We start from the raw sequence: 25,770 nt of genomic DNA on the forward strand, positions 1-25,770 counted from the left end.
CGGCCCGTCTCAGCCGGCGGCCGGCGGGAACGGTCCCGCGATGGTGAAGTCGGTGATCGGCCGGCGCCCGTTCGGGGTCTCGCGGGGCCGCTGCTCCTCGGTGAGGTCCGCCTCCGGGATCTTGCGGCCGACCGCGAAGGCGGCCTCGATCCGGTGATTCTCGGGCAGGCGCAGCACCGCGGGCGCGCGGACGTGGTCGAACCCGACCATGCCGTGGGCGTGCCAGCCCTGGTGGATCGCCTGGAGCTGGAAGGCCAGCGAGGCGGTGCCGGCGTCGAAGGAGTGGCTGTAGGAGGGCTTCAGCTCGTCGCCGACCTTCATGAGCCCGTTCGAGACGAGGAACAGGATCGCGCCGGTGCCGGACACCCATTTCTGATTGCCGGGCACCAGCAGGTCGAAGAACGTGTCCCAGTGGGCGTCGCCCCGGAGCGCGTAGAGGAAGCGCCAGGGCTGCGAGTTGTAGGCGGAGGGCGACCAGCGCGCCGCCTCGATCATCCGCATCAGCTCGGATTCGGGCACGGCCTCGCCCGTGAAGACGCGGGGCGAGTGCCGCTTCACGAAGACCGGATCGATGTCGTGGTCGGCGCGGCGGGGCGGGGGCAGGCTCAAGGGATTCGTCTCCGATAGGCGCGAGCGCCCGGGCGGCCGAGCTTGCCCGAAAGGCCGGGCTGGAGGCAAACGCGGGATCGCCCCGGCCGCCGTGACGGTCGCGAAGGGCTCGAGCGTTTGCCCGGCGGGATCTTCGGAGCGCTGCCGTCTTTGCGAGCGGAGCGAAGCAATCCAGGCAGCGCCACGACTGTCGATGTCGCGTTACACTGGGTCACTTCGCTACGCTCGTGAAGACGATGCAGGCCGCCCGATGGCCGCGGCCGCTCCGGTGACGATCTCGGCCCCCCGTCACGCCACGCTGCGCTCGATCTCCTCCTCGTCGCAGATCACGCCGGCATTGCCCTCGAACTCGGCCGCGAGGTCGACGGGGGCGTGGGTCGGCGCCGGCGAGACCCGGTCGCGGGCGAAGGTCGCCAGGAACAGGCGCATGACGTGGCGCACGCCCGCGTCGTTGATGGTGCGCTGGTCCTCGTTGTAGTAGCGCCCGGCATTCACGTTGCTCGTGACGATGTCGTAGGCGGGGAAGTAGACCGCCCGCGGGTCGCCGCGGCCGACCACCTCGCCGGCCGCCACCCGCAGCACCGACTTGGAGTAGCTGTTCGACTCCATCACGTGCCGGTCCATGTAGGTGGCGATCATCGGCACCGGCGAGACCGTGAAGATCACCCGCGCCTTCGGGTTCACGCTCCAGAGCCGGTCGAGGAAGCCGTTGAGGTCGCCCAGTACCTCGCCCGCGCCGGCATTCACGCACTCGTAGAGCGCGGGGTCGAACGTGCCGCCCGCGACGCCGGGGGCGAGCGGCAGCGCCGCGCCGTCGGCCCGCCAGCGCCAGCCCTCGGTGAGGCCGAGCGTCAGCACGAACACGTCGAGCGTCTCGAACAGGCGGCGCACCTCGGCGAGGTGCGCGTCGCGCGCCGCGACCACCTCGGCCTCGCTGGCGAAGCCCGCCGGCTCGACGGTCGGGCGGAACGGGTCGACGTAGCGGCCGTCGTCGCGCAGCCACGCCTTCAGCTCCGGCTCGAACGTGCCGTAGGCCCGGTCGAACAGCTGCACGAACTGGCGCGTGTAGTAGAGATTGCCGTAGCGCGCCGAGAACGTGCCGAACTGGCGGGCATTGGCCTCCTCGGCGCTCATGCCGGGGGTCGGCGGCTCGGTCAGGTAGTAGTTGAACCCGGCGCCGCGCACCGCCTCGGCCACCCGCTGGGCGAAGCACGAGCCGCCGGTGGCGACCTTGTCGGTCGGCCCGATCACGAACGTGTCCTTCGGGTGCGGATTGACCGCGAAGGGCGGCACGTTGGTGACGACCTTGCGCCAGAATCGCTCGGCCGGTAGACCCGTATACGGATTCAACGCCATCTTCGAACCCTCTTCTTCACGACGGCGGCAGGCCCTCGGGGGCGCTGTTCCGTCCGCTGACACCGGCACGCGACGTGGCCCTGAACGACCTGCCCCGGCGCGCCCGCAGCGCGTTCACCCGCTCGGCGCCCGATTGGACGCCTACCCGTTGGGCCCCCACCTGGGCGACACCATGGCGGAACCGCGCCCGCACCGCCACGACCCGTGACGGGCCGAGCATCGCGGTGCTGGGCAATTGCCAGGCCCGGGGCATCGCCCGGGCCATGCGCCTGCTCGCGCCGAAGAGCCCGGTCCGCTACCTGCCCATGGGCTCGCTGAAGCGCGACCACGGCCATGTCGACGGCTTGATCCGGACCCTGCGCGCCCACGACCACGTCTTCTCGCAGGCCTTCCCGGCCGGGCTGATCCCGGGCGGCGACGTCGCCACTCTGCGCGCGGCCGACCCGCGGCTCAAGCTGTTCCCGTCGATCGTGTTCTCGGCCTTCCACCCGGACATGGTCTATGTCGGGCAGGCCTCGGACCTCGCCGCGCTGAAGCTGACGCCGTCGCCGCTGGGCCAGTACCACTCGGCGATCGTCGTCACCGCCCACCGGCTCGGCCTCGATGCCGGCCGCACGGCCGCCCTGTTCCGCGAGGACGTGTTCGCCCGCCTGGGCTACCTCGACCACTGGGACCCGGCGGTGCGCGAACTCGTCGGCGCGGCCGACGCCCTGGGTTTCGGGCTGGAGCGCGAGGTGACCCGCTGGGCGCGCCGCGGCGCCTTCATGCACCTGATGAACCATCCCAAGGTCCACGTCCTCGGCGACATCGCGAGGCGGCTGCTGCAGGAGAACGGGCTCACGCCCGAGCCCGTGGAGATCGAGGATTACCTCGGCGACGAGCTGGCCCAGGACGTGGTCTGGCCGATCTACCCGCCCATCGCCGAGCATTTCGGCCTGACCGGCTCGTACCTGTTCAAGACCAAGCCGCGGGGCGACGACTTCCCGGTGCTCTACGACCTGCCGGGCTTCGTCGCGGCGAGCTTCGCCCTCTACGACGCGATGCCCCCCGGGGATCTCGCCTGCCCGCGGGTCGAGGCGTGGCTCGCCGCGCCGGAGATCGTCGCGCTGTTCCGGGGCGGCTGAGGCCGCCTCCGGGCGCCGCGGCGTCCCGGGTCGCTTCGCGGCGCGCGCGACGACAATCCCGCTCGGAAGGGTCCGTGCTCAGCCCGCCGCGCAGAGCCGGCTCTCGGAGCCGGCCTCGCCCAGGCCCTCGACCATCATCCGGACCAGGCGGTTGACCTCCTGCATCTGGAAGGGCTTGCGCAGGAACAGGCTGCCCGGCACGCCGCTGCGGCCGTGCGTGTCCGTCGAGGTGTAGACCACCGGCCGGTCCGGGTGGATCGCCCGGAAGGCGTGGGCCACCGTCCAGCCGTCGATCAGTCCGGGCAGGTGGATGTCGGTGAACAGCCAGTCGATCGCCGCGCCCCGGTCGCGCAGGACGGTCAGCGCGGCCTCGCCCGTCGAGGCTTCGATCACCCGGATGCCGTGCGTCTCGCACAGGCTCGCGACGATCTCGAGGAGCAGGTAGCTGTCCTCGACGATGAGGACGCTCTGGGCGGGGCGCATGCGGGAGGTCCGGTCTTCGGCCCGCCGATAAGGGACCGATAGGGTTGAGGATCTCTTAAAGCCTGGCCCGCGACCGTTACCGGCGGAGGCCCGGCGCCTGTTGCAGCGCCGCAACCGGGGCGGCCGAAATGGCGCGTCGCGGCCCGCCGCCCCGCCGCCGCCGCATTCCGGGCGCGTCCGGGTGCGTCAGCGCACGCCGTCGATCGGTGCGGACCGTCACCACGCCCCCGCGCCGCCCGGCGGAACCGTCGCTTAACCAACCCCGCCTACCAACGGCGCGAGGATTACGCGGACCCGCCTCGAAGACCAGCAGCCGGCCTTCGGCACCGCTCGAGGAGTTTTTCAGACCATGCCCCAGCGTTTCCGCGCCGCCGCCCTCGGCCTCGCGCTCGTCGCCGCCCTCGGCCTGGGCGCCTGCAGCAACGACAAGGACCTCGCCGACGCCTCCGCCTTCGGGGCGGGCGCCGCCACCCCGGGCAGCGCGCAGGACTTCGTCGTCAATATCGGCGACCGGGTCTTCTTCGAGTCGGACTCCACCGACCTGACGCCGACCGCGACCGCGACCCTCGACAAGCAGGCCGCGTGGCTGCAGCGCTACCCGCGCTACACCTTCATCATCGAGGGCCACGCCGACGAGCGCGGCACCCGCGAGTACAACTTCTCCCTCGGCGCCCGCCGGGCCCAGGCGGTGAACGACTACCTCGCCACCCGTGGCATCGCGGCGAGCCGGATGCGGACCGTGTCGTACGGCAAGGAGCGGCCGGTGGCGGTGTGCAACGACATCTCCTGCTGGTCGCAGAACCGCCGCGCGGTGATCGTCCTCGACCGCGGCGCCGGCGCGTAGGCCGCCGCGCGAACGAGTCCGGAGGCGGCATGCGGCCGCCTCCGCGCCGCAGTTTTGCCGCGGTGCGGCGCATCTGTTAGGGCCTCGCGCCGACACCGGACCGCAGCCGAACCATGCCCGCCCACCTTCGCACCCGCCTCGCCCTCGCCACCGCCCTCGGTGCCGCGCTCCTCGGCCACCCGGCCGCCGCGCAGGACGCCTCGGAACTGGTGGTGCGCCTCGGCCGCATCGAGAACCAGTCCCGGATGATGGCGGGACAGATCGAGACCCTCCAGTACGAGAACCGCCAGCTCAAGGAGCAGCTGCGCAAGTTCCAGGAGGACGTCGAGTACCGCCTGAACGAGGGCAAGGGCGGCAAGCCCTCGGCCGCGCCCGCGCCGTCGGGGCCCGTCAACGGCGGCAATCCGGGCGCCGGCCGCCCCGGGAAGCGCGGCGACGCCTTCGACCCGTCGCAGGCCCCCGGCGCCCCGGGCGCCCCGATGCAGCTCGGCAGCACGCAGCCCTCCGCGCCGCTGCCGCCCCGCGAGGCCGAGGAGGCCGCCGAGGCGGCGCCCCGGCCGCAGCGCCTGCCCCAGGGCGCGCTCAACGAGTCCGGCGAGGACGACGCGGAGGCCGGGACCTCCGGCTACGACGAGCCCGTGGACCTGCGGCCGCCGGCCCGGACCGGGGCGATCCCGGCGCGGCCCTCCGAGAGCGTGGCGGCGACCCGGACCGGCGATCCGGCCGCCGATTTCGACGCCGCGGTCGAGCTGTACCGCGCCAAGCAGTACGAGCAGGCCGAGATGGGCCTGCGCCAGTTCATCCAGTCGCACCCGCGCGACAACCGCGTCGCCGGCGCGACCTACTGGCTCGGCGAGAGCTACCTCGCCCGCGGCCGCAACCGCGAGGCCGCCGAGCAGTTCCTGAAGGTCTCGACCGACTACGCCCGCTCCGCCCAGGCCCCCGACGCCATGCTGAAGCTCGGCGTCACGCTCAACGCCCTCGGCGCCCGCGAGCAGGCCTGCGCGACCCTGGCCGAGCTCGACCGGAAGTTCCCGAATGCCGGCACCGGCGTCCGCCAGGGCGTCGCCCGCGAGCAGAAGCGCGCCCGCTGCGGCGCCTGAGCGTCTCGGGCGCTCTGAGCGGCTCGGGCGCCGCGGGCGACCCGGTCCTCGGCGCCCTCCGCCCCTGGCTCGACCGGGCCGCGCGCGGCCGGCGGGGCGTTCTCCTCGCCGTCTCGGGCGGTCCCGATTCGAGCGCCCTGATGCACGCCGCCGCGCGCCTGCGCGACGCGACCGGCGCGTCCCTGCGCGTGGCGACCGTCGATCACGGCCTGCGGCCGGAATCCGGCGCGGAGGCCGAGGGCGTCGGCCGCGCCGCCCGGGCGCTGGACCTGCCCCACGCGACCCTGACCTGGACGGGCGCGAAGCCCGGCACCGGCCTGCAGGACGCGGCCCGCACCGCCCGCTACGCACTCCTCGCCGCCCATGCCGGGGCGGTCGGCGCCGGGCTCGTGCTGACGGGCCACACGCGGGATGACCAGGCCGAGACGGTGCTGATCCGGCTCGCGGCCGGAAGCGGCCCCGCGGGGCTCGCCGGCATGCGCGCCGAGCGGGACCTCGGTCCCGGCCTCGCCCTCGGGCGCCCGTTCCTGCACCTGCCGAAGGCGAGCCTGGAGGCGTGGTGCGCGGCGCGCGGCATCGGGTATCTGCGCGATCCCGCCAACGGCGATCCGCGCTTCGCCCGCGGCCGCCTGCGCGCGGCCTGGCCGGCCCTGGAGCGCGAGGGCCTGACCCGGGCGCGCCTCGCCCGGCTCGCCGAGCGCGCCGCCCGTGACGAGGCCGCGCTCCGGGGCGCGGCCGAGCGGGCCCTCGACGGGGCGCTGCGACCCGGGCCGGAGACGGGCGCGGGCCTGCGGCTCGACGGGCGCGCCCTGGTGGCCCTGCCGGACGCCGTGGCCCTGCGCTGCCTGGATCTCGCCCTGGCCCGGGCCGGCGCGGCGCCGCGCCGCCTCGAGCGCCTCGAGGCCCTCGTCCTCGATTCGCTCCTGCCGGCCCTGCGCCGCCGGGAGCCGGTCCGCCGCACCCTCGCGGGGATCCTCGTCGCCGCCGACGCGGGCGGGGGCGTGAACCTCGCCCCGGCGCCGCCGCGCCGGCACGGACCCGCAGGTGCTGCCCTCGCCGCAGGGTCTCCCGACTTACTTGGCAAGGGAGAGCCCCCCGCCTACATTGGCGGAGTGTGCACGGATGGATCGGAATAGCCGCGTGGCGGGTCCGTCCTGGGGGTCGCACGCGCCAGGGATTGATCGATGAACCCGAATTTTCGCAACTTTGCCTTGTGGGTCGTCATCTTCCTGCTGGTGCTGGCCCTCGTCACCCTGTTCCAGAACCCCGGCCACCGGGGCGGCGGCAGCGAGATCGCCTACAGCCAGCTCCTGAACGACGCCGATTCCGGCAAGATCCAGTCGGTGGTGATCTCCGGGCAGGACGTGTCCGGCACCTATGTCGGCGGCGGCAACTTCACCAGCTACGCGCCCAACGACCCGAGCTTGGTCTCCAAGCTCCAGGGCAAGGGCGTGACGATCACCGCCCGTCCCCCGTCCGACAACACCCCCTGGTTCATCCAGTTGCTGGTGAGCTGGCTGCCGATCCTCGTCTTCATCGGCGCCTGGATCTTCCTCTCGCGCCAGATGCAGTCGGGCGCCGGCCGCGCCATGGGCTTCGGCAAGTCGAAGGCGAAGCTCCTGAACGAGGCCCACGGCCGCGTGTCGTTCGACGACGTGGCGGGCGTCGAGGAGGCCAAGGAAGATCTGCAGGAGATCGTGGAATTCCTGCGCGACCCCCAAAAATTCCAGCGGCTCGGCGGCCGGATCCCGCGCGGCGTGCTGCTCGTCGGCCCGCCCGGCACCGGCAAGACCCTGATCGCCCGGGCGGTCGCGGGCGAGGCCAACGTGCCGTTCTTCACCATCTCGGGCTCCGACTTCGTCGAGATGTTCGTGGGCGTCGGCGCCAGCCGCGTGCGAGACATGTTCGAGCAGGCTAAGAAGAACGCGCCCTGCATCATCTTCATCGACGAGATCGACGCGGTCGGCCGTCACCGCGGCGCCGGCCTCGGCGGCGGCAACGACGAGCGCGAGCAGACCCTCAACCAGCTCCTCGTGGAGATGGACGGGTTCGAGGCCAACGAGGGCGTCATCATCATCGCGGCGACCAACCGCCCCGACGTGCTCGACCCGGCGCTGCTGCGGCCCGGCCGCTTCGACCGCCAGATCATGGTGCCGAACCCGGACGTCACCGGCCGCGAGCGCATCCTGCGCGTCCACGTCCGCAAGGTGCCGCTGGCCCCCGATGTCGACCTCAAGACCATCGCGCGCGGCACCCCGGGCTTCTCGGGCGCCGACCTGATGAACCTCGTGAACGAATCGGCGCTCCTCGCCGCTCGGCGCGGAAAACGCATCGTGACGATGCACGAGTTCGAGGACGCCAAGGACAAGGTCATGATGGGCGCCGAGCGGCGCACCCTCGTGATGACCGAGGACGAGAAGCGGCTCACCGCCTACCACGAGGGCGGCCACGCCATCGTGGCGCTGAACGTCCCGGCCACCGACCCGGTGCACAAGGCGACCATCATCCCGCGCGGCCGCGCCCTCGGCATGGTCATGCAGCTGCCCGAGCGCGACAAGCTCTCCATGAGCTTCGAGCAGATGACCTCGCGGCTGGCGATCATGATGGGCGGCCGCATCGCCGAGGAGATGATCTTCGGGCGCGAGAAGGTGACCTCGGGCGCGCAGTCGGACATCGAGCAGGCGACGCGGCTCGCCAAGATGATGGTGACCCGCTGGGGCTTCAGCCCCGAGCTCGGCACCGTCGCGTACGGCGACAACAACGACGAGGTCTTCCTCGGCATGTCGATGGGTCGGCAGCAATCGGTCTCCGAGTCGACCGCCCAGAAGATCGACGCCGAGGTCCGCCGCCTCGTGGAGACCGGTCTGGAGGAGGCGCGCCGCATCCTGGCCGAGCACAAGGACGACTTGGAGGCGCTGGCACAGGGGCTCCTCGAGTACGAGACCCTCTCGGGCGAGGAGATCCGCAACCTGCTCAAGGGCCAGCCCCCGATCCGCGACGGCGGCGACGTGCCGCCGACCCCGGCCCGGGGCTCCTCGGTCCCCTCGGCGGGCCGCGGCCGGCCGAAGGAGAGCGACGGCGGCCTGGAGCCGCAGCCGCAGGCCTGAGGTCGCGGAATCGGACGAGCGAAGGGGGCGCCGCGAGGCGCCCTTTTTCGTTCCGTGCGGCCTCCTTCGACGCGCGTGCGGATTCGGCGCGCTTTCAGGACGCTGTCAGGACCGCGCGCGGGGCCGCGTCGCGCTCCCTCATCAGCGGCGGCGTTCGCCGGCGACGCGTGATCGTCGCCGCGTCTCCCGTGACAAACCGGCCCTCCTGTCGGCGGATCGCGCGCGTCAGCTTGGCCGGAGGCTCGGCGGACTCCGCCGAATCGGAAACACAGGTCCCTTCCACAGGCCGCCGCGAAACCCCCGATGCCGGTCTCGACCTATCTCGTCGTCGCCCTCGGCGCCGTCGTCGCCGGCTTCGTCCAGGGCCTGTCGGGCTTCGGCTTCGGCCTCACGGCCCTGTCGTTCTGGGCCTGGGTGATCGACCCGCAGCTCGCCGCCGTGCTGGCCGTCTCCGGCGCCTTCACGGGCCAGGTCATCGCGGCGGTCTCGGTCCGGCGCGGGTTCGAGACTAGGCGCCTCGCGCCCTTCGTCCTCGGCGGCCTCGCCGGCATCCCCCTCGGCGTCCTCCTGCTGCCGCGGCTCGACGCCGACTGGTTCAAGACGCTCCTCGGCCTCCTGCTGATGGTCTGGTGCCCGACCATGCTGTTCGCCCGGAACCTGCCGCGGATCGCGGCCGGCGGCCGGCTCGCCGACGCCGCGGTGGGCCTCGGCGGCGGGATGATGGGCGGGCTCGGCGGCTTCACGGGCGTGCTGCCGACCCTCTGGTGCACCCTGCGCCGCTACGAGCGCGACGTGCAGCGCTCGGTGATCCAGAACTTCAACCTCGCGATGCTCAGCGTCACCCTGGCGACCTACCTCGCCGCGGGGCTCGTCACACGGGCGACGCTGCCGATCCTGGCGGTGGTCCTGCCGGCGATGCTGGTCCCGACGCTGCTCGGCACCCGGATCTATCTCGGCCTCAGCGAGGTCGCCTTCCGCCGGCTCGTGCTCGGCCTGCTGACCGTCTCGGGCCTCGTGCTGGTCTCGGCCTCGGCGCCGCGGCTCCTGCAGCGCGCCGGGCGCCCCATTTCGACCGCCTTTGTCGGGGAGCACCCCGTTGACTCTGCCGGCCGGTGAGCCGCCGGCGGGCGCGATAATCTGCTAAGCTGTGCCGGGTCCGCGAGACCGGGCGCCGGAGACGTGATGGTGCGCAAGTATTTCGGAACCGACGGCATCCGGGGCCGGGCCAACGGCGTGATCACGCCGGAGCTCGCCCTCAAGGTCGGTCAGGCCGCCGGCCTCGTGTTCCAGCGCGGCGACCACCGCCACCGGGTGGTGATCGGCAAGGACACCCGCCTCTCGGGCTACATGATCGAGACCGCGCTCGTCGCCGGCTTCACCTCGGTGGGCATGGACGTGCTCCTGCTCGGGCCGGTGCCGACGCCGGCCGTGGCGATGCTGACCCGCTCGATGCGGGCCGATCTCGGCGTGATGATCTCGGCCTCGCACAACCCGTTCGAGGACAACGGCATCAAGCTGTTCGGGCCCGACGGCTTCAAGCTCAACGACGCGATCGAGCACGAGATCGAGGGGCTGATCGAAGCCGACATGCACAAGCGCCTCTCCGGCTCGAACGACCTCGGCCGGGCCAAGCGCATCGAGAGCGTGCACGCCCGCTACATCGAGTTCGCCAAGCGGACCCTGCCGCGGCAGGTGACGCTGGACGGGCTGCGGGTCGTGGTCGACTGCGCCAACGGCGCGGCCTACCGGGTCGCCCCCGAGACCCTGTGGGAGCTCGGCGCCGAGGTGATCGCCATCGGCACCGAGCCGGACGGGTTCAACATCAACCGGGATGTCGGCTCGACCGCGCCCGCGGCCCTGATCGACATGGTGCGCGAGCGCCGGGCCGATATCGGCATCGCGCTGGACGGCGACGCCGACCGGGTGCTGATCGTGGACGAGAAGGGCCAGGTGGTCGACGGCGACCAGCTCATGGCCGTCGTGGCGCGCTCCTGGAAGGAGGACGAGCGCCTGACGCAGCCGGGCGTGGTGGCGACGATCATGTCGAATCTCGGCCTGGAGCGCTTCCTCGGCGGTCTCGGCCTGACCCTGGCCCGCACGGCGGTGGGGGACCGCTACGTCCTCGAGCACATGCGGGCGCACGGCTACAACCTCGGCGGCGAGCAGTCCGGCCACATCATCATGTCGGACTACACGACCACCGGCGACGGCCTCGTGGCCGCCCTGCAGCTGCTGAGCGTGGTGCAGCGGCAGAACCGGCCCGTGAGCGAGGTCTGCCACTGCTTCGACCCGCTGCCGCAGATCCTCAAGAACGTCCGCTACCGGAGCGGCGAGCCCCTGCGCGAGGACAGCGTGGTCAGCGCCATCGAGCACGCCCGCGAGCGGCTCGGCAATGCCGGCCGCCTCGTGATCCGCCCGTCGGGCACCGAGCCGGTGATCCGCGTCATGGCCGAGGGCGACGACCGCGGCCTCGTCAACGCGGTGGTCGACGAGGTGGTCGACGCCGTCACCCGCGCGGCGGCCTGAGGCCGGAGCCCCGGAGGGGCGCGGCTCGACTCCGAAGGGGGCAGCCCGAGTCAGCCCAGATCGGCGTAGGCGGCGCGCAGCTCCGCGGGTGCGGTCATCCGCCACGCCGCCAGCAGCGCCGCCCGCAGAACCTCCTCCGCGCACGGGTCGAGGTCGAGATTGGTCCAGCCCCGCCGCCCCCAGGCGCCGTCGAGCGGCGCGAACAGGTCCGGCTCGGCCTCGCAGAGGGCGGCCTGATCGGCGGGCGCGAGGCGCAGCACGACCCGCGCCTCCTCGACCCAGAGGGTCGCGAAGACCCGGCCGCCGACCCGGAAATCCGGGTTGCCGCTGTGGGCGCCCGCTACCGCCTCGGGCAGCATCAGCGCCAGGATGCGCACGTCGTCGGGTCCCATGCGGCCTCAGCCCCCGCGCCGTCCGGCCCCCATAGAAGAACTGCGCTGACCCCGGCGGCGCAGCGCAGCCGAAACAAGCAAGTCTCGCCCGGATATCGGTTTCGACAGTTCGGCAACGGATGCGCAAGCCTAACATTTAACGTTAAGCCGGATTTAAGACGTTCCTTCCATCCTGCCCTCGTACCCCGGGACCGCGCGCCGCGCGTCCGGCTCACGAGTCCAGTGAAGGAATCCTCATGGCCCGCTCCAAGCTGAACGCTTTGGTGCGTAGCCTGACGCTCGCGGCGAGCGTCGGTGCGCCCTGCCTCGCCGCGGCCGCGGATCTGATGCTGCCGCCGCCCCCGCCCCCGCCGCCCCCGCCGATTGAGGTCGGCGGCGGCTGGTACCTGCGCGGCGACGTGGGCGCGAGCATCTACACCCGTCCGCGCTACAGCGACGCCTACGACTACACCGGCTACGCCGAGTCCAACCGCGCCTTCGGCAACGCGGTCGGCGGCGGCGGTTTCGCGGGCGTCGGCGTCGGCTACCAGTTCACCCCGTTCCTGCGCGGCGACATCACCGGTGAGTACCGCTACTCCACCGGCCTGCGCGGCAGCGAGTACTACAAGGGCCCGGATTTCGACAACGGGCTCGGGTCGTACGGCGTGAACAAGTCGAGCGGCAACTTCGACTCCGCAGTGGTGCTGGCCAACGCGTATTTCGACCTCGGCACGTGGTACGGCATCACGCCGTTCATCGGCGGCGGCGTCGGCTACGCGTTCAACCACGTCTCGAGCTACTCGACCAACCAGCAGTTCACCAGCCCGACCTACGCGTACGATTACACGAATGCCGGCTGCGGCTGCATCCCGTACGCCCCGGTCTACGACCCGAACGGCAATCCGGTCTACAACACCAACAGCGGCAGCAAGTTCTACAAGGACAAGACCACCGGCAGCCTCGCCTGGGCACTCCACGCCGGTCTCGCCTACAACGTGACCGACGCGCTGAAGATCGAAGTGGCCTACCGCTACCTGAACCTCGGCAAGGCCGAGACCGGCCCGGGCTTCGTCCCGTGCTGCACCGGCAGCCTGCAGGCGATCAAGATCAAGGACATCGAGGCGCACGACGTGAAGATCGGCCTGCGCTACTACCTCGGCGGCTTCGTGGCGGCCCCGCTTCCGCCCTTGATGCCGGAGCCCATCCCCGGCCCGCTGGTGCGGAAGTACTGATCGCGCCTCGACCGCGATCCCCCTGACGGACGACGACGGCGCGGAGGGTCTCCGCGCCGTCTCGCGTTTCGGCGCCCCGTCGCGACAGGTCCGGTTCTCGGCCTGTCCTCAGCCCGTCCTTGGCCGACCCAATAACCGCCACGACGTCCCGGGACTGGCATCCTCGGATCGAGACGTGCCTCTCGCAGTCGAGAAACGGAGAATTAAGGTTACCGGCGTATCACCGTGTCGAGGCTCGATCCGCCGTCCGTCTCTTCCGTCCCAGGACGATCCCGATGCGTACCGTCACTTTCCCGCTGCTGGCGGTTCTCGGTCTCTGCGGCGTGAACACCGCGCGCGCCGCGGATCTGGATTACGATTACCTGCGCGGCGCGGATTACGACCCGGTCCCGGCCCCGGTGGTCGACTGGAGCGGCGTGTATGTCGGCGGCCACGGCGGCTTCACGTCGGGCGGCCTGTCGCAGCGCAACGCGATGCAGTCCACGCTGGCGAATTACTTCAGCTATCGCGACATCGAGACTGAGTTCAGCGTCTCTAAAATCCTGTCATTGCCGGGCACGCGAACCCACGGGGCGAGCTTCGGTGCCTTCGCCGGGTACAACGTGCAATTCGACGATATCGTCCTCGGCATCGAGGCCGACTACACGCACACGGATCAGAGAAGCTGGTCGACCAACCGCATCGGTCGCAACGTGACGACCGCCGGAGGTGTCTCCGAAGACGTGAATCTGTCCGGAACCTCGAACACGCGGATCGAGGATTACGGTACCATCCGGGGCCGGGCCGGCTACGCGTTCGGCAATCTGCTCCCCTACGTCACCGCCGGCGCCGCGATCGGCCGCGTGACCATCAACGACACCGTGGCGGTTCAGAATTACGGCTACAGCGCCACCACCTACGCGGCGAACCAGGCCCTGACCACCGGGCAGCCCGTGGCCGTCTACAATCACGGCTACGCGAGCTTCAATCCGAACTTCCCGCTCAACAACTCGACGCCGACCGGGCAGGGCGTCCAGACCGTCCCGTACGCGCCGACGACGCTGACCGCGAATGCCCGGACCAAGACCATCGGCGGCGTCGCCCTCGGCTTCGGCCTGGAATACGCCATCACGCCGAACATCCTGGTGCGCGGCGAGTACCAGTACGTGCGGTTCCAGGACTTCAACGGTCACAAGGCGGAGCTGAATACCGTCCGCGGCGGTGCGGCCCTCAAGTTCTGATCATTCCCCCGCGCCGGCCGGATCCTGACAATGACTGACCGTCCCTCGAGGCTTTGGCCCCTGGCGTCGCGCACCGCGTTGCTCGCTGGTCTCGTGCTCGCCCACGGACCGGCCTTCGCGGAGCGCCGCGGGGCGCATCACCCGACGCGCCGGATCGTCCGGGTGAGGCCGGTGCCGGCCGTTCCCGCCGTCCCCCCGCCCGTGCTGGTGCGGGGCTACCTGCCGCGCAACCACAACGTCCCGATGTACAACGAGCCGCCCCGCCGCGAGCCGGCCTGGTGAGGCCTCCGCGCCGCCCTCAGCTCTCCAGCTCGCTGTCCCAGTACAGGTAGTCGAGCCAGGTGTGATGGTACTGGCGGTGATCGAACTCGGGCTGCCGGTGGTGCAGCTCGTAGCGCGTCGGCCGCCGGGGCTCGGTCATCAGCGGCATGTCCGCCTCGTCCGGCGTGCGGTTGGCCTTGCGCAGGTTGCAGGGCGAGCAGGCCGCCACGACGTTCTCCCAGCTCGACAGGCCGCCCCGGGAGCGCGGCACCACGTGGTCGAAGGTCAGGCCGCCCGAGGGCAGCCGCAGGCCGCAATACTGGCAGCTGAAACCGTCGCGCAGGTAGATGTTGTAGCGGGTGAAGGCCGGGCTGCGGGCCAGCGCCACGTAGTTCTTCAGCGCCACGACGCTCGGCACCCGCAGGGCGCGCGAGGGCGAGCGCGCCTCGACGTCGTAGCTCGCCACCAGGGTGACGCGGTCGAGGAACAGGGCCGTGAAGGCGTCCTTCCACGACCAGAGGGAGAGCGGATTGTACGAGAGCGGCCGATAATCCGCGTTGAGGACGAGGGTTTGGAGATCCATCATCGGCGCGACTCTTCGGACTAGCTCTGGCGCGTGGGACGCGCGGGACCATGCCGCCGCCCCGCCGGCCCGTCCGAACCGGCCCGGGGCCGATGCAGGACGGGCCGGCGCGCGGAGCGACGGCTCGACGGGAGAGACGGAGGGAACAACAGGGCGGCGGGCCGGCGCGCGGGGGCGCCGGTCGATGCGGTAGCATCCGGAACGCGGCCGGGCCGGGCCGGTATCGCCACCGGCCGCGCCCTTTCGCGTAGCAACGAAAAGGCCCTGTCCATCAGGTGTTCATCTAATCCCAGCGTGACACCCTTGTGAAGCTTTTCCGGATGAGCCCCGGGGACGCACCCACAGCGGGCTCGCGGGGGTGGGACCCGGCGCGGGATCCGGCCCGGGGTGGGCAGCGGCACGGTTTCGCCCTATTGCTCGCCCAGAGCGCCCGGCCGCCAGGAGGCCCGCCCGGTCCCCGATCGCCGCCGATTCGCCGATGCCGGACTCCGGCCGGCCGCCGCGCGCCCGACGAGAGGTTGCTCATGCATCGTATCCCAGCGCGGACCCGGAAGCCGGAGGGCGCGCCGCGCCCGTCCCGCGCACTCGCCCTGCTCGCCGCGCTGGTGTTCGCAACCCCGGCGGCCCTGACCCTGCCGGCCTTCGCCCAGGATCCGGCGCCCGCCGCCAAGTCTTCCGATCAGAAGGCCGCCGACACCAAGGCCGCGCCCGAAGCCAAGCCCGCGGACGGCAAAGCGCCCGACGCGAAGGCGCCCGACGCGAAACCCGCCGAAGCGAAGCCCGCGCCCCCGCCGGCCGCCAAGGCCGAGGTTCCCGAGCAGTTCAAGAAGGTCCGAGCCAAGCTCGACGCCGCCAAGACCGAGCTCGACGCCCGCGAGAAGCAGCTCGGCCACACGGAGCTGACGGTGGCCGACCTCACCGCCATCCGCGACAGCGCCGTGACGGTCACCGACGAGATCCGCACCCTGGTCACCCGGCTCGACGCGCCGCTGGAGGCCGCGCGCGAGCGCCTGGCCCAGCTCGGGCCGAAACCCAAGGATACCCAGGAGAGCGCCGACGTCGCCGCCGAGCGCGCCGAGCGCGAGGCCGCCGTTACCCGCATCGACGAGACCCAGCGCCTCGCCCGCTCCCTGGTGGTGCAGGGTGACCAGATCGTCGACCGCGTCTCGAATCGCCGCCGCGAATCGTTCACCCGCGACCTGCTCCAGCGCTCCCAGCCGCTGGTCGGCCCCGGTCTCTGGACCAAGGTGATGGGCGACGTCCCCCGGGACACGCGCGCCCTGCAGAGCGCCGTGTCGGATATCGGGCTGCTGTTTTCCCGCAACGGCAACCTCGCCAACCTGCTGTTCCTGGGGCTCGCCTTCGGGATCTCGGTGGCGCTGTATTTCGGCCGGCGCAACATCGCCCCCAAGGGCGCCCGCCGGGATGCCACCAAGACCGACCCGTCGCGGCGCGCCGTGATGCTCGCCGCCTGGCGGGTGATCCTGCTCGGCACGGTGCCGGCGGTGGCCGGATCCTACGCGGTCTACTACGCCCTCGATTCCACCAACCTGCTGCCGTCCCGGCTCCTGCCGGTCGCCGCCGCGATCCTCGGCGGGCTGGCCTTCATCGCCTTCGTGGAGGCCCTCTGCGACGGGCTGCTCAGCCCCGAGAAGCCGGCGTGGCGGCCCGCCCCGGTGAGCGACGCGGCGGCCACGCGCCTGACCCGGCTCGCCGTCGGCATCGCCACGGTGATCACCGTGGTGAAGTCCGTCGAGGCCCTGAATTCCGGGATCTCGGCGGCCCTGCCGATCTCCATCGCCACGCGGGGCATCGGGGCGGTCGCCACCGCGCTGATCCTCGCGGTCGGCCTCCACCGGTTCGCCGACACCGAGCAGGAGGAGGAGGCCTGCTTCGGCCCCTACGTGCCGACCAAGACCACGACGGGCATCGGCGGGCCGGCGCGGCTCCTGGGCTGGGCCGCGGTGGCGCTGATCGGGCTCGGCGCGCTGGTGGGCTACGTGGCCTTCGCGGCCTTCCTGATCGACCAGCTGATCTGGGACGCGGCCGTCCTCGTGCTGCTCTACCTGCTGGTCCAGAGCGTCGACATCTTCGTCGGCCGCGCCCTCAGCGACGAGACGCGGCTCGCCACCACGCTCCAGGCCAATACCGGCCTGCGCAAGCGCTCGCTCAACCAGATCTCGGTCCTGACGACCGGCGCGACCCGGCTCATCCTGTTCCTGGCGGCGGCGGTCCTCGTGCTGGCGCCCTGGGGCCTCGACTCCACCGACATCGTCTCGTCGGTCCGGCAGGCCTTCTTCGGCTTCAAGGTCGGCGACGTCACGATCTCGCTCTCCAGCATCGCCTTCGGGATCGGCATCCTGGTGGTCGGCGTGTTCATCACCCGCGGGGTGCAGCGCTGGCTGGAGAACACCTACCTGCCGGCCACCGACCTCGACGCGGGCCTGCGCAACTCGATCACCACGGTGGCGGGCTATTGCGGCTTCCTGATCGCGCTGGCGCTCGCCTTCTCGTATCTCGGCCTGAGCCTGGAGAAGCTCACCATCGTGGCCGGCGCGCTGTCGGTCGGTATCGGTTTCGGCCTCCAGTCGATCGTCAACAACTTCGTCTCCGGCCTGCTGCTCCTGTGGGAGCGCCCGATCCGGGTCGGCGACCAGGTGGTGATCGGCGATTCCGAGGGCATCGTGAAGCGGATCTCGGTGCGCTCCACCGAGATCCAGACCTTCGACCGCTCGGCCGTGATCGTGCCGAACTCAAACCTGATCTCCGGGGTGGTGAAGAACCGGGTGCGAGGCGACCGGACCGGGCGCGTCAGCATCACGGTGAGCGTCCTGCGCAACCAGGACCCGGTGCGCGCCGCCGAGATGATCACGGCCTGCGCGCAGAGCCACTCCGACATCCTGAAGGAGCCCCCGCCCCGGGTGGTGTTCAAGAAGATCGGCGAACCGTTCCTGGAATTCGAGCTGCTCGTCTGGATCGTCGACGTGAGCCTCGGCCAGAAGGTGGTGACCGACCTGAACTTCTCGGTGTTCGCGACCCTCTCGGAGGCGGGCTTCATCCCGCCGCTCGGGCCCGGCTCCAGCATCGTCACCGTTCAGGGCCTCGACACGATGCAGAGCGCCATGGGCGAGATCGCCAGCCGCTTCATCCAGCCGGCCGCGGTTCCCGAGGGCGGCGAATCAGCCCGGCCCCAGCGCGACCGCGGCCTGCGCACTGCCGGCGCCTGACCGGCCGCCGCCGAGGGCGATCCGGACGGCGTTCCCGCCCGCGTCCTTGGCGGCGTAGAGCGCCGCGTCCGCCCGGCCGAACAGCCGGGCGCGGCCCCCGCGCCCGCTGGACATCCCGGCGGCGTCTCCTACCGCGATCCCCACGGAGGCGCCGATCCGCAACTCCCGGCCGCGATACGGGATCGGCTGGCTCAGGGCGGCGACGACGCGCCGGCCGCGCTCCACCAGCGCGAGCGGGTCGACGGGCGCCCGCAGGAGCACGGCGAACTCGTCGCCGCCGATGCGGGCCACGAGGGCCGCATCCCGGCAGACGGCGGCGAGCCGCGCGGCCGAGCGCCGGAGGCACAGGTCGCCGGCCGCGTGGCCGTGGACGTCGTTGACCGGCTTGAACCCGTCGAGGTCGATCAGCAGCAGGGCGGCGAGGGGATCCGGACCGGCGCCGTCCGTCCCGGCCTCGAACCGCGCCTCGAATCGCGCCTCGAAGCCGCGGCGGTTCGCCAGCCCGGTGAGCGGGTCGCACTCGGCGCGCCGGCTCAGCTCGGCCAGCCGGGCGATCTCCTCGGTCACGTCCTGCTTTGTTCCGAACAGGCGGGCGGGGCGCCCGTCCTCGGCCTCGACCGCGGCGCGGATCCGGATCCAGCGCCGCCGGCCCCCGGCCTGGATCTCGGCGTCGAGCACGAAGGCGCCGCTCCCGGCGATCGCCCGGTGCCGGAGCGCCTCCAGCAGGCGCCGCGAGGTCGGCTCGTAGAGGTCCAGGATCCGGGGCCGGAGCAGCGCCGCGCCCCGGGGGACGCCGAACAGGTCGTGGACGCCCCCGGACCAGTCGAGGGCGCCGTCGCGCAGGCGGCAGGACCAGAGGCCCATCCCGGCGGCCGCCAGGGCACGCTCCTGCCGCGCCAGCAGGCCGGCCTGCTGGCGAAGGATCGCCCGCTGGAGGGCGCGCGCGGTCGCGGCCTCCGACGCCGCCTCAGACGCTGCCGACGGGTCCGCGCACCCGCCGACGGGTCGGTCGCGGGGTAGATCCACCGGGGTCAGGGAACGCGCGGTCGTCATCGGTGTGCAATTTTAGACGGAGGGCCTTTGAGGAAGCCCTAACCGTCCGATGCGCGGCCGAGCGGCAGCCCCTATATGGCGGCTGGGCGTTGGGGCCGTCGCAGGGATGGGTGAAACGTGACGAGACGCGATCGGGACGGTCGACATGCGGGGCGCGGGCGCGCCCGGATCAGGACCGGGGCCCGGATGGTCGGTCCGGCCGCGCTGGCGGTGGCGCTTCTCGGCGGCTGCGCCGCCCAGCCGCCGAGCAGCGCCGGGCTGCCGAGCATCTACCTGCCGCTCGCCAGCAACAGCGCGCATATCGACGTCGAGGCGGCCCGCGACATGATCTCGTCCTACCGCCGCAACCGCGGCGCGCCGCCGCTGACGGTCGATCCCGAACTGCAGCGCCTCGCCGAGGCCGAGGCGGCCGCCATGGCGCTCGCCGACCGGCCGAGCCGGGCCCAGACCGTCAAGGCCGCCGTCGAGCGGCTCGGCTACGCGAACGTCAACGCCAACCTCTCGGCGGGCTACCACACCCTGGCCGAGGCCTTCTCGGGCTGGCGCGAGAGCCCGCCCCACGACGCCACCATGCTGGCGCCCGGGGCGACCCGGATGGGGATCGCCACCGCCTACGCGCCGGGCTCCAAGTACAAGGTCTACTGGGCGCTGCTCACCGCGAAGTAGCGGAGCCCCACCGGCCGGCATGGCGGGGGGCTCCCTTGCCGGCGGCGGAGGCGAATCGGTCGTCCGGACGTCCGGCCGCCATCGGTCCTGAACGGCGCGAACGCCGCGCCGACGCCGGGCATGTCGGGCACCGCCCGCGCGCCCCGGGCGCGGCGGCTCCGCGCTAAGCTTCGGGAAACTTTGCTGAAGCAACCGTAAAGGCGACTGTTTCGAACCTGTATCGGCCCGTCATCGCCCGTTCAGGCAGGCGCTGGCATACCCGTTTCGTACGAGGGGTTTGACGCGGATCCGGCACGCATGCCGGCCGCGCGGACCTCCTCGGTGAAGGCGTGAGACCCGGGTCACACGGGCCGCGCCAGGGGTGGCGGAGCGGTACGATGGTTCGTCTGTACGGGCGGGTCCTGGGATTTCTGAAGGCGGAGCGGCGGCTGGCGATAGGCCTGGCCGTCACCAACGTGGTCCTGGCGATCGCGGCCTTCGCCGAGCCCCTGCTGATGGGCCGGATCATCGACCAGCTGACCCATCTCAAGCGCGGCGGCGACGCCATGGGCACGATGCTGCCCCTGCTCGCCGCCTGGGTGGCGTTCGGCTTCTTCACCATCGCGGCGGGCGTGTTCATCGCGCTCCACGCCGACCGGCTCGCGCACCGCAACCGGCTGTCGTCGATGGCGAGCTACTTCGAGCACGTCCTCGACCTGCCGCTCGCCTTCCACTCGGCCAACCATTCCGGCCGCGTCCTGAAGGCGATGCTGGAGGGCACGAACGGCATGGCGTGGCTGTGGCTCGGCTTCTTCCGCGATCACCTCGTCGCCCTGGTCTCGCTCGGCGTGCTCCTGCCGATGACCCTGTTCATCAACTGGCAGCTCGGCGCGATCCTGGTGGTGCTGGTGCTGGCCTTCACGGCGCTCACCACCTTCGTGATGCGCCGGACCGAGGCGCTCCAGGGCCAGGTCGAGGAATTCAACTCGGGGCTGGCCGCCCACGCCTCGGACGCCCTCGGCAACGTCGCGGTGATCCAGTCCTTCACCCGCGCCAAGGCCGAGAAGGAGGCGATGCGCGGCATCATCACCAACCTGCTCGCCGCTCAGATCCCGGTCCTGTCCTGGTGGGCGCTCGCCAACGTGGCGACCCGCGCCTCCGCGACCATTACCATGACGGCGATCTTCGTCACCGGCATCTGGCTCTACCAGGCCGGCACCACCACGGTGGGCGAGGTCGTGGCCTTCATGAGCCTCGCCACCGCCTTCGTGGCCCGGCTCGACCACGTGGTCGGCTTCGTCAACGGCCTGTTCCAGCAGGCGCCGAAGATCGCCGAGTTCTTCGAGATCTACGACACCGTCCCGGCGGTGGCCGACCGGCCGCACGCCCGGCAGGTCGCCCGCTTCGAGGGCGCGGTCAGCTTCGAGGACGTCGCCTTCTCGTACGACGGAAGGCGCCAGGCGCTCGACGGGGTCTCGTTCACCGCCAAGCCCGGCGAGACGATCGCGCTGGTCGGGACCACCGGCTCGGGCAAGTCGACGACGCTCGGCCTCCTGCACCGCAGCTTCGACCCGGCCTCCGGCGCAATCCGGATCGACGGCATGGACATCCGCGACGTCGGCCTCGCCTCGCTGCGCCACAACATCGGCGTGGTGTTCCAGGAGCCGATGCTGTTCGCCCGCTCGATCCGCGAGAATCTGCAGGTCGGCTGCCCCGACGCCACCGACGCCGAGATGCTCGACGCGCTGGAGCGCGCCCAGGCCAGCGCCTTCATGGCGCGCCAGGCCGACGGGCTCGACACGGTGATCGGCGAGCGCGGCCGGTCGCTCTCGGGCGGCGAGCGCCAGCGGCTCTCGATCGCCCGGGCCCTCCTGAAGAACCCGCCGATCCTGATCCTCGACGAGGCGACCTCGGCGCTGGACGCCGCCACCGAGCGCAAGCTCCAGGGCGCCCTGGAGACCGTGATGGAGGGGCGGACCACCTTCGTCATCGCCCACCGCCTCGCGACGATCCGCGACGCCGACCGCATCCTGGTGTTCCACGAGGGCCGGATCGTCGAGGCCGGCACCTTCGACGACCTGGTCGCGCAGGACGGCAGGTTCGCCGAGCTCGCCCGGGCGCAGTTCATGGCGGCCCAGGCGGAGGAGGACGAGGGGCTGGCGCTGGCGGCGTGAGCCGCCGCCGCCGGGGCCACCGCGTCGTCGGGGCGGGGGCCGAGAGGCGTCAGGCGCCCGGTCCCGGGACCCCCGTCCCGGCCCGGCGGCCCTCCATCTCGGCCCGGCGCGCCAGCATCTTCGCCTGCAGGCGGGTGCGGCGGGCGGCGATCACCGTGCCGTTGATCTCGCCGCCGAACAGGAACATGGCGGCGAGCCAGTAGAGGAAGACCAGGAACACCATCGCGGTGGCCAGCCCCCCGTAGGTCGACGCGTAGGCGTTGGAGAACCGGTCCAGATAGTAGCCGAAGCCGAGGCCGGCGAAGAACCACAGGAGCAGGGTCACCCCGATCCCCGGCAGCACCGACAGGATCGAGCGCCGCCCGGCCGCGACGAACTTGTGGGCGATGACCAGCACAACGGCGAGCAGCAGGGCTGTGACGGCGATCCGCCCGATCGCCACCGTGAGGCTCAGGGGCTCCAGGCCCGGCGCCACTAGGACGACGTTGCGCCAGATCAGCGGCCCCAGCACCACGAGCAGCGCGAAGGCCAGCATCGCGAAGGCTCCGCAGATCACGTAGCCGATCGATTCGAGGCGGGTCAGCCACCAGGGCCGGCTCTCGCGCAGGCCGTAGGCCCGGTTCAACCCGACCCGCAGGCTCTCGACGCCCGAGGAGGAGAAGTACAGGGCGAACAGCGCGCCGAGCGTCAGCACGCCGCTCCGCTGCTCGGTGAGCACCCGGTGCACCTCGCCGACGATCGGCTTGGCGATCTCCCGCGGCCACGCGTCGAAGATCAGCACCCCGGCCTCGTCGGCCAGCGACTGGGTGCCGAACAGGCCGGCGAGCGCCGCCAGCAGGATCAGGAACGGGAACAGCGAGGTCAGGCTCGAGAGCGCGATGTGGCTCGCGATCGCCCAGCCGTCATGGGAGACGAAGCGCTGCGCGGCGACGCCCATGACCTGTAATCCGCTGCGGAGGGGTTTCACGGGTGTCCAACGATCCTCGATCGCGCGATCCTCGGGGCGGCCCTCTCCGGGAGAGGTCCGCCGATGAACGGCGCCGGCACCCGCGCGTCAACGCCGTCGGCCCGCTCCGGTCCCGATCGGCGGCCGGTGACGCGTCCGCGCCACGCCGGTGCCGGTCGCGCCCCGCGGACGAGATCACCGTTGCGCCGGGCGCGCCGGCATGCTCCGTCCGGCGGCCATGCCTACGCTCTCCCGCCCGTCGACGCTCGCGTCCGGCGCTCTCCCGGCGCTGTTCATCCCGATCTGGGCCACGGGCTTCATCTCGGCCCGGGCGGTCGTGCCGCACGTCGATCCGCTGGCCTTCACCGCAATCCGCTTCACGGCCGTCGCCCTGGTGCTGGCCCTGATCGCCGCGGCCGCCCGGGTGCGCTGGCCGGCGGACCGGGCGGGGTGGCGCGACCCGGTCGTCGCGGGCTTCCTGATGCAGGGCGTCTACCTGTCGGGCGTCTTCTGGGCGGTGAGCCACGGGCTGCCGGCCGGCATCGCGGCGCTCGTCGGCAGCCTCCAGCCGCTGCTCACCGCGCTCCTGGCGCAACCGCTGCTGGGCGAGCGCGTCAGCGGCCGGCGGGCGCTCGGGATCCTCATGGGCTTCGTCGGCACCGGCCTCGTGCTCGCCCCGAAGCTCGGCGCCACGGACCCGTCCGGGATCCCGCCGGCGGCGCTGGCCGTCAGCCTCCTGGGGGTGCTGGCGCTGACCCTCGGCACGCTCTGGCAGAAGCGCACCGGCGGCCAGGTCGATCTCCTGGCCGGCGCGACCCTCCAGTTCGTCGGCGGCATGGCCTGCGCCATCCCGCTGGCGCTCGCCTTCGGCGGCACCGCGTTCGATCCGGCGCCCGCCCTGTGGCTCGGCCTCGGCTGGGCGGTCTTGGTCAACTCGGTCGCCGGGATCCTGCTGCTGCTGGTGCTGATCCGGCGGGGCGCGGTGGCGGGCGTCGCCGCCCTGTTCTTCCTCGTGCCGCCGGTCGCGGCCGTCCTCGGTTACCTGCTGTTCGGCGAGGTGCTGACCCCCGTGCAGGGCGCCGGCATGGCGCTCGCTGCCCTCGGCGTGGCGGTGGCGAGCCGCGGCTGAGATGGCCGCGGGCGGTCGCCGCCGAGGCCGCGACCCCTGCGACGGAAGGCGCGGAAACCCTTCGCGCCCTCGCGGTTTGATGCGCGCGGGCCGGATCGGCCCGGGCCGGCACCGCGCGAGGCGAGGATGAACCAGGACAAGCCCCGCGAGATCCGCCTCGCCCTCGACGCGATCCCCCTCGGCGGCAAGGCCGAGGGCAAGGGCGAGGGGGCCGCGGGCGACGACGCGGTGCTGTTCGTGCGCGACGCCGACGGGGTGCGCGCCTTCCAGGCGAAGTGCCCGCATCTCGGCGCGCCGCTGGCCAAGGGCGAGATCTGCGGCGGCCGGCTCTACTGCCCCTGGCACAAGGCGGCCTTCGCGGTCGCCGACGGCAGCCTGGAGGAGCCGCCGGCTCTGGAGGCGCTGACCCGCTATCCCGTCCGGATCGAGGGCGGCGAGGCGGTGGCGACCCTCAGCCCTGAGCCCCCTCCGGCCAAGCGGGCGGAAACGCCCGTCGCGCATGTCCTGATCGTCGGCACCGGTGCGGCCGCCGCCGCCTGCGTCACCACGCTCCGGCGCGAGGGCTTCGCGGGGGCGATCACCCTGGTCGGCCGCGAGGGCCACCCGCCCTACGACCGGACCAAGCTGTCCAAGCAGTTCCTGGCCAAGCCCACCCCGGCGGAGAAGACCCTGCTGGAGCCGGACTTCGCCGCCGCCCACCGGGTCGAGCGGGTCGAGGCCGAGGCGACGCGGATCGACCCGGCCGGCCGCAGCGTCGCGCTGGCGGACGGGCGGGTCCTGTCCGCCGACGCGCTGCTGATCGCCACCGGCAGCCGCGCCGTGGTGCCGGACTTCGAGGGAAGGGATCTCGACGGCGTGATGAGCCTGCGCAGCCTCGACGACGCGGTGCGCCTCAGCGCCGCGGCGGAGCGGGCGACGCGCGTGGTGGTGATCGGCGCAGGCTTCATCGGCCTGGAGGCCGCGGCCTTCCTGACCAAGCGCGGCCTGTCGGTGACGGTCCTGTCCCGGGAGGAGGTCCCCTTCGCCAAGCGCTTCGGCGAGGCCGTGGGTGCGGCGCTGAAGCGCTACCACGCCGGCAACGGCGTGACCTTCGTGACCGGCACGGTCGCGCGGATCGCCGGCACCGGCTCCGTCGAGGCCGTCGAGACCGAGGACGGCGCGCGGCTTCCGGCCGACCTCGTGCTGATCGGCGCCGGCGCCGCGCCGAAGACCGGGATCGTCGCCGGGGTGGAGCCGGACGAGTCCGGCGGCCTCCCGGTCGGCGCCGACCTGAAGCTCGCCGACAACGTCTGGGTCGCGGGCGACATCGCGGCCTTCCCGGAGTGCGGCAGCGGCGTCACGGCGCGGATCGAGCACTGGCGGCTGGCGCAGCAGCACGGCACGCACGTCGCCCGGGCGATGCTCGGCGCCACCGGCGCCTTCGCGGGGGCGCCGTTCTTCTGGAGCAACCAGGGCGACAAGCGCCTGGATTACGGCGGCTACGCGCCGGATTTCGAGCGGATCATCCTGCAGGGCGACCCGGCGGCGCTCGACTTCATCGCCTACTACGTCCGCGACAACCGCGCGGTGGCCGCCTGTAGCATCGGCCGCAACCCCGCCTTCACGGCGTTCCTCCACCTGCTGGGCGAGGGCCGCGTGCCCGCCCCCGACCGGATCGAGGCCGGTGCGGATCTCGCCGCGCTGGTGTGACGGCGCGACATCGGCGCCACGTCGGGGCGGCCGGACCGAGGGAACCAGGTCGGGCGGTCCATCTTTCGGTAGACGCCGCCCGCCGTCT

Annotated in this window: 22 protein-coding genes; 15 read left to right on the top strand and 7 right to left on the bottom strand. The window is 72.4% G+C overall.

Features of this window, described 5'->3' with window-relative positions; all coding sequences use genetic code 11:
- Positions 1 to 9: 9 nt before the first annotated feature.
- Both ACLBYB_RS19635 and ACLBYB_RS19640 read right to left on the bottom strand, forming a co-directional pair.
- Positions 10 to 609 (bottom strand): nitroreductase family protein, encoded by a 600-nt coding sequence (locus tag ACLBYB_RS19635; protein WP_447699737.1) that lies wholly within the window; start codon positions 607 to 609, stop codon positions 10 to 12.
- 288 nt (positions 610 to 897) lie between these two features.
- Positions 898 to 1,965 (bottom strand): GSCFA domain-containing protein, encoded by a 1,068-nt coding sequence (locus tag ACLBYB_RS19640; RefSeq protein ID WP_042675851.1) that lies wholly within the window; start codon positions 1,963 to 1,965, stop codon positions 898 to 900.
- 74 nt (positions 1,966 to 2,039) lie between these two features.
- Here ACLBYB_RS19640 and ACLBYB_RS19645 point away from each other — a divergent pair, with 74 nt between their 5' ends.
- Positions 2,040 to 3,089 carry a WcbI family polysaccharide biosynthesis putative acetyltransferase gene (locus ACLBYB_RS19645; protein WP_447682155.1) on the top strand — a complete coding sequence of 350 codons (1,050 nt, stop codon included), beginning with the start codon at positions 2,040 to 2,042 and terminating at the stop codon, positions 3,087 to 3,089.
- Positions 3,090 to 3,167: 78 nt separating this feature from the next.
- Here the strand turns inward: ACLBYB_RS19645 and ACLBYB_RS19650 are convergent, their stop codons facing one another.
- Entirely contained in the window at positions 3,168 to 3,572 is a 405-nt protein-coding gene (locus ACLBYB_RS19650; RefSeq protein ID WP_020094013.1) for a response regulator, read from the bottom strand.
- 349 nt (positions 3,573 to 3,921) lie between these two features.
- On the opposite strand from ACLBYB_RS19650, the gene pal reads away from it, so the two are divergent.
- From pal to glmM, 6 genes are all read left to right on the top strand, one after another.
- Positions 3,922 to 4,416 (top strand): peptidoglycan-associated lipoprotein Pal, encoded by a 495-nt coding sequence (gene pal / locus ACLBYB_RS19655; protein ID WP_012321252.1) that lies wholly within the window; start codon positions 3,922 to 3,924, stop codon positions 4,414 to 4,416.
- A gap of 113 nt (positions 4,417 to 4,529) precedes the next feature.
- Complete coding sequence (ybgF, locus tag ACLBYB_RS19660; RefSeq protein WP_447699738.1) at positions 4,530 to 5,519, top strand: tol-pal system protein YbgF; 990 nt, start codon at positions 4,530 to 4,532, stop codon at positions 5,517 to 5,519.
- 140 nt (positions 5,520 to 5,659) lie between these two features.
- Positions 5,660 to 6,655, top strand: a complete 996-nt coding sequence (tilS, locus tag ACLBYB_RS19665; RefSeq protein WP_447699739.1) for a tRNA lysidine(34) synthetase TilS — start codon at positions 5,660 to 5,662, stop codon at positions 6,653 to 6,655.
- Positions 6,656 to 6,703: 48 nt separating this feature from the next.
- The gene (ftsH, locus tag ACLBYB_RS19670) at positions 6,704 to 8,626 is read left to right on the top strand and encodes an ATP-dependent zinc metalloprotease FtsH (protein WP_331289237.1); all 1,923 of its coding nucleotides are present in this window, start codon (positions 6,704 to 6,706) and stop codon (positions 8,624 to 8,626) included.
- A gap of 303 nt (positions 8,627 to 8,929) precedes the next feature.
- Positions 8,930 to 9,742 (top strand): sulfite exporter TauE/SafE family protein, encoded by an 813-nt coding sequence (locus ACLBYB_RS19675; protein WP_447699740.1) that lies wholly within the window; start codon positions 8,930 to 8,932, stop codon positions 9,740 to 9,742.
- Between the two features lie 69 nt (positions 9,743 to 9,811).
- Entirely contained in the window at positions 9,812 to 11,152 is a 1,341-nt protein-coding gene (gene glmM, locus ACLBYB_RS19680; RefSeq protein ID WP_447699776.1) for a phosphoglucosamine mutase, read from the top strand.
- Positions 11,153 to 11,202: 50 nt separating this feature from the next.
- On the opposite strand, the gene ACLBYB_RS19685 is transcribed toward glmM, so the two are convergent.
- Complete coding sequence (locus tag ACLBYB_RS19685; RefSeq protein ID WP_020094008.1) at positions 11,203 to 11,544, bottom strand: MmcQ/YjbR family DNA-binding protein; 342 nt, start codon at positions 11,542 to 11,544, stop codon at positions 11,203 to 11,205.
- A 236-nt stretch (positions 11,545 to 11,780) separates the two neighbouring features.
- Between ACLBYB_RS19685 and ACLBYB_RS19690 the strand changes: the two genes are divergently transcribed.
- The 3 genes from ACLBYB_RS19690 (at position 11,781) to ACLBYB_RS19700 (ending at position 14,257) form a co-directional block, all read left to right on the top strand.
- Positions 11,781 to 12,755, top strand: a complete 975-nt coding sequence (locus ACLBYB_RS19690) for an outer membrane protein (RefSeq protein WP_020094007.1) — start codon at positions 11,781 to 11,783, stop codon at positions 12,753 to 12,755.
- A 275-nt stretch (positions 12,756 to 13,030) separates the two neighbouring features.
- Positions 13,031 to 13,975, top strand: coding sequence for an outer membrane protein (locus ACLBYB_RS19695; RefSeq protein WP_056533697.1), 945 nt, complete (start codon positions 13,031 to 13,033; stop codon positions 13,973 to 13,975).
- 30 nt (positions 13,976 to 14,005) lie between these two features.
- Positions 14,006 to 14,257 (top strand): hypothetical protein, encoded by a 252-nt coding sequence (locus tag ACLBYB_RS19700; RefSeq protein ID WP_331297560.1) that lies wholly within the window; start codon positions 14,006 to 14,008, stop codon positions 14,255 to 14,257.
- 16 nt (positions 14,258 to 14,273) lie between these two features.
- Here the strand turns inward: ACLBYB_RS19700 and ACLBYB_RS19705 are convergent, their stop codons facing one another.
- On the bottom strand, positions 14,274 to 14,822 hold the full coding sequence (locus tag ACLBYB_RS19705; protein WP_020094004.1) for an HNH endonuclease: 549 nt from the start codon (positions 14,820 to 14,822) through the stop codon (positions 14,274 to 14,276).
- A gap of 521 nt (positions 14,823 to 15,343) precedes the next feature.
- Between ACLBYB_RS19705 and ACLBYB_RS19710 the strand changes: the two genes are divergently transcribed.
- Entirely contained in the window at positions 15,344 to 18,046 is a 2,703-nt protein-coding gene (locus ACLBYB_RS19710) for a DUF3772 domain-containing protein (RefSeq protein ID WP_447699741.1), read from the top strand.
- Here ACLBYB_RS19710 and ACLBYB_RS19715 read toward each other — a convergent pair.
- Entirely contained in the window at positions 17,999 to 19,099 is a 1,101-nt protein-coding gene (locus ACLBYB_RS19715) for a diguanylate cyclase domain-containing protein (protein WP_447699742.1), read from the bottom strand. The genes ACLBYB_RS19710 and ACLBYB_RS19715 overlap by 48 nt on opposite strands.
- A gap of 186 nt (positions 19,100 to 19,285) precedes the next feature.
- Between ACLBYB_RS19715 and ACLBYB_RS19720 the strand changes: the two genes are divergently transcribed.
- Both ACLBYB_RS19720 and ACLBYB_RS19725 read left to right on the top strand, forming a co-directional pair.
- Positions 19,286 to 19,765: a CAP domain-containing protein gene (locus ACLBYB_RS19720; protein WP_447699743.1), complete on the top strand. Its 480-nt coding sequence runs from the start codon at positions 19,286 to 19,288 to the stop codon at positions 19,763 to 19,765.
- Positions 19,766 to 20,142: 377 nt separating this feature from the next.
- The gene (locus tag ACLBYB_RS19725) at positions 20,143 to 21,918 is read left to right on the top strand and encodes a glucan ABC transporter ATP-binding protein/ permease (RefSeq protein WP_447699744.1); all 1,776 of its coding nucleotides are present in this window, start codon (positions 20,143 to 20,145) and stop codon (positions 21,916 to 21,918) included.
- A 49-nt stretch (positions 21,919 to 21,967) separates the two neighbouring features.
- Here ACLBYB_RS19725 and ACLBYB_RS19730 read toward each other — a convergent pair whose 3' ends face one another.
- Positions 21,968 to 22,855 (bottom strand): YihY/virulence factor BrkB family protein, encoded by an 888-nt coding sequence (locus ACLBYB_RS19730; RefSeq protein ID WP_056533709.1) that lies wholly within the window; start codon positions 22,853 to 22,855, stop codon positions 21,968 to 21,970.
- 229 nt (positions 22,856 to 23,084) lie between these two features.
- Between ACLBYB_RS19730 and ACLBYB_RS19735 the strand changes: the two genes are divergently transcribed.
- Together ACLBYB_RS19735 and ACLBYB_RS19740 are read left to right on the top strand one after the other, a co-directional pair.
- Positions 23,085 to 23,993 (top strand): DMT family transporter, encoded by a 909-nt coding sequence (locus tag ACLBYB_RS19735; RefSeq protein WP_447699745.1) that lies wholly within the window; start codon positions 23,085 to 23,087, stop codon positions 23,991 to 23,993.
- A gap of 126 nt (positions 23,994 to 24,119) precedes the next feature.
- Complete coding sequence (locus tag ACLBYB_RS19740; RefSeq protein ID WP_447699746.1) at positions 24,120 to 25,682, top strand: FAD-dependent oxidoreductase; 1,563 nt, start codon at positions 24,120 to 24,122, stop codon at positions 25,680 to 25,682.
- The last annotated feature ends 88 nt before the right edge of the window (positions 25,683 to 25,770 follow it).

This window comes from Methylobacterium sp. D54C (genome assembly GCF_053345595.1).

What these genes read in the sequence shown, in the direction of transcription:
- ACLBYB_RS19735 (WP_447699745.1), top strand. Translation starts at nt 23,085, where the DNA reads ATGCTCCGTCCGGCGGCCATGCCTACGCTCTCCCGCCCGTCGACGCTC.
- ACLBYB_RS19640 (WP_042675851.1), bottom strand. Translation starts at nt 1,965, where the DNA reads ATGGCGTTGAATCCGTATACGGGTCTACCGGCCGAGCGATTCTGGCGC.
- ACLBYB_RS19710 (WP_447699741.1), top strand. Translation starts at nt 15,344, where the DNA reads ATGCATCGTATCCCAGCGCGGACCCGGAAGCCGGAGGGCGCGCCGCGC.
- ACLBYB_RS19690 (WP_020094007.1), top strand. Translation starts at nt 11,781, where the DNA reads ATGGCCCGCTCCAAGCTGAACGCTTTGGTGCGTAGCCTGACGCTCGCG.
- ftsH (WP_331289237.1), top strand. Translation starts at nt 6,704, where the DNA reads ATGAACCCGAATTTTCGCAACTTTGCCTTGTGGGTCGTCATCTTCCTG.
- pal (WP_012321252.1), top strand. Translation starts at nt 3,922, where the DNA reads ATGCCCCAGCGTTTCCGCGCCGCCGCCCTCGGCCTCGCGCTCGTCGCC.
- ACLBYB_RS19725 (WP_447699744.1), top strand. Translation starts at nt 20,143, where the DNA reads ATGGTTCGTCTGTACGGGCGGGTCCTGGGATTTCTGAAGGCGGAGCGG.
- ACLBYB_RS19730 (WP_056533709.1), bottom strand. Translation starts at nt 22,855, where the DNA reads ATGGGCGTCGCCGCGCAGCGCTTCGTCTCCCATGACGGCTGGGCGATC.
- ACLBYB_RS19695 (WP_056533697.1), top strand. Translation starts at nt 13,031, where the DNA reads ATGCGTACCGTCACTTTCCCGCTGCTGGCGGTTCTCGGTCTCTGCGGC.
- ybgF (WP_447699738.1), top strand. Translation starts at nt 4,530, where the DNA reads ATGCCCGCCCACCTTCGCACCCGCCTCGCCCTCGCCACCGCCCTCGGT.
- ACLBYB_RS19685 (WP_020094008.1), bottom strand. Translation starts at nt 11,544, where the DNA reads ATGGGACCCGACGACGTGCGCATCCTGGCGCTGATGCTGCCCGAGGCG.
- ACLBYB_RS19675 (WP_447699740.1), top strand. Translation starts at nt 8,930, where the DNA reads ATGCCGGTCTCGACCTATCTCGTCGTCGCCCTCGGCGCCGTCGTCGCC.
- ACLBYB_RS19740 (WP_447699746.1), top strand. Translation starts at nt 24,120, where the DNA reads ATGAACCAGGACAAGCCCCGCGAGATCCGCCTCGCCCTCGACGCGATC.
- ACLBYB_RS19720 (WP_447699743.1), top strand. Translation starts at nt 19,286, where the DNA reads ATGGTCGGTCCGGCCGCGCTGGCGGTGGCGCTTCTCGGCGGCTGCGCC.
- ACLBYB_RS19700 (WP_331297560.1), top strand. Translation starts at nt 14,006, where the DNA reads ATGACTGACCGTCCCTCGAGGCTTTGGCCCCTGGCGTCGCGCACCGCG.
- tilS (WP_447699739.1), top strand. Translation starts at nt 5,660, where the DNA reads ATGCACGCCGCCGCGCGCCTGCGCGACGCGACCGGCGCGTCCCTGCGC.
- ACLBYB_RS19650 (WP_020094013.1), bottom strand. Translation starts at nt 3,572, where the DNA reads ATGCGCCCCGCCCAGAGCGTCCTCATCGTCGAGGACAGCTACCTGCTC.
- ACLBYB_RS19715 (WP_447699742.1), bottom strand. Translation starts at nt 19,099, where the DNA reads ATGACGACCGCGCGTTCCCTGACCCCGGTGGATCTACCCCGCGACCGA.
- ACLBYB_RS19705 (WP_020094004.1), bottom strand. Translation starts at nt 14,822, where the DNA reads ATGATGGATCTCCAAACCCTCGTCCTCAACGCGGATTATCGGCCGCTC.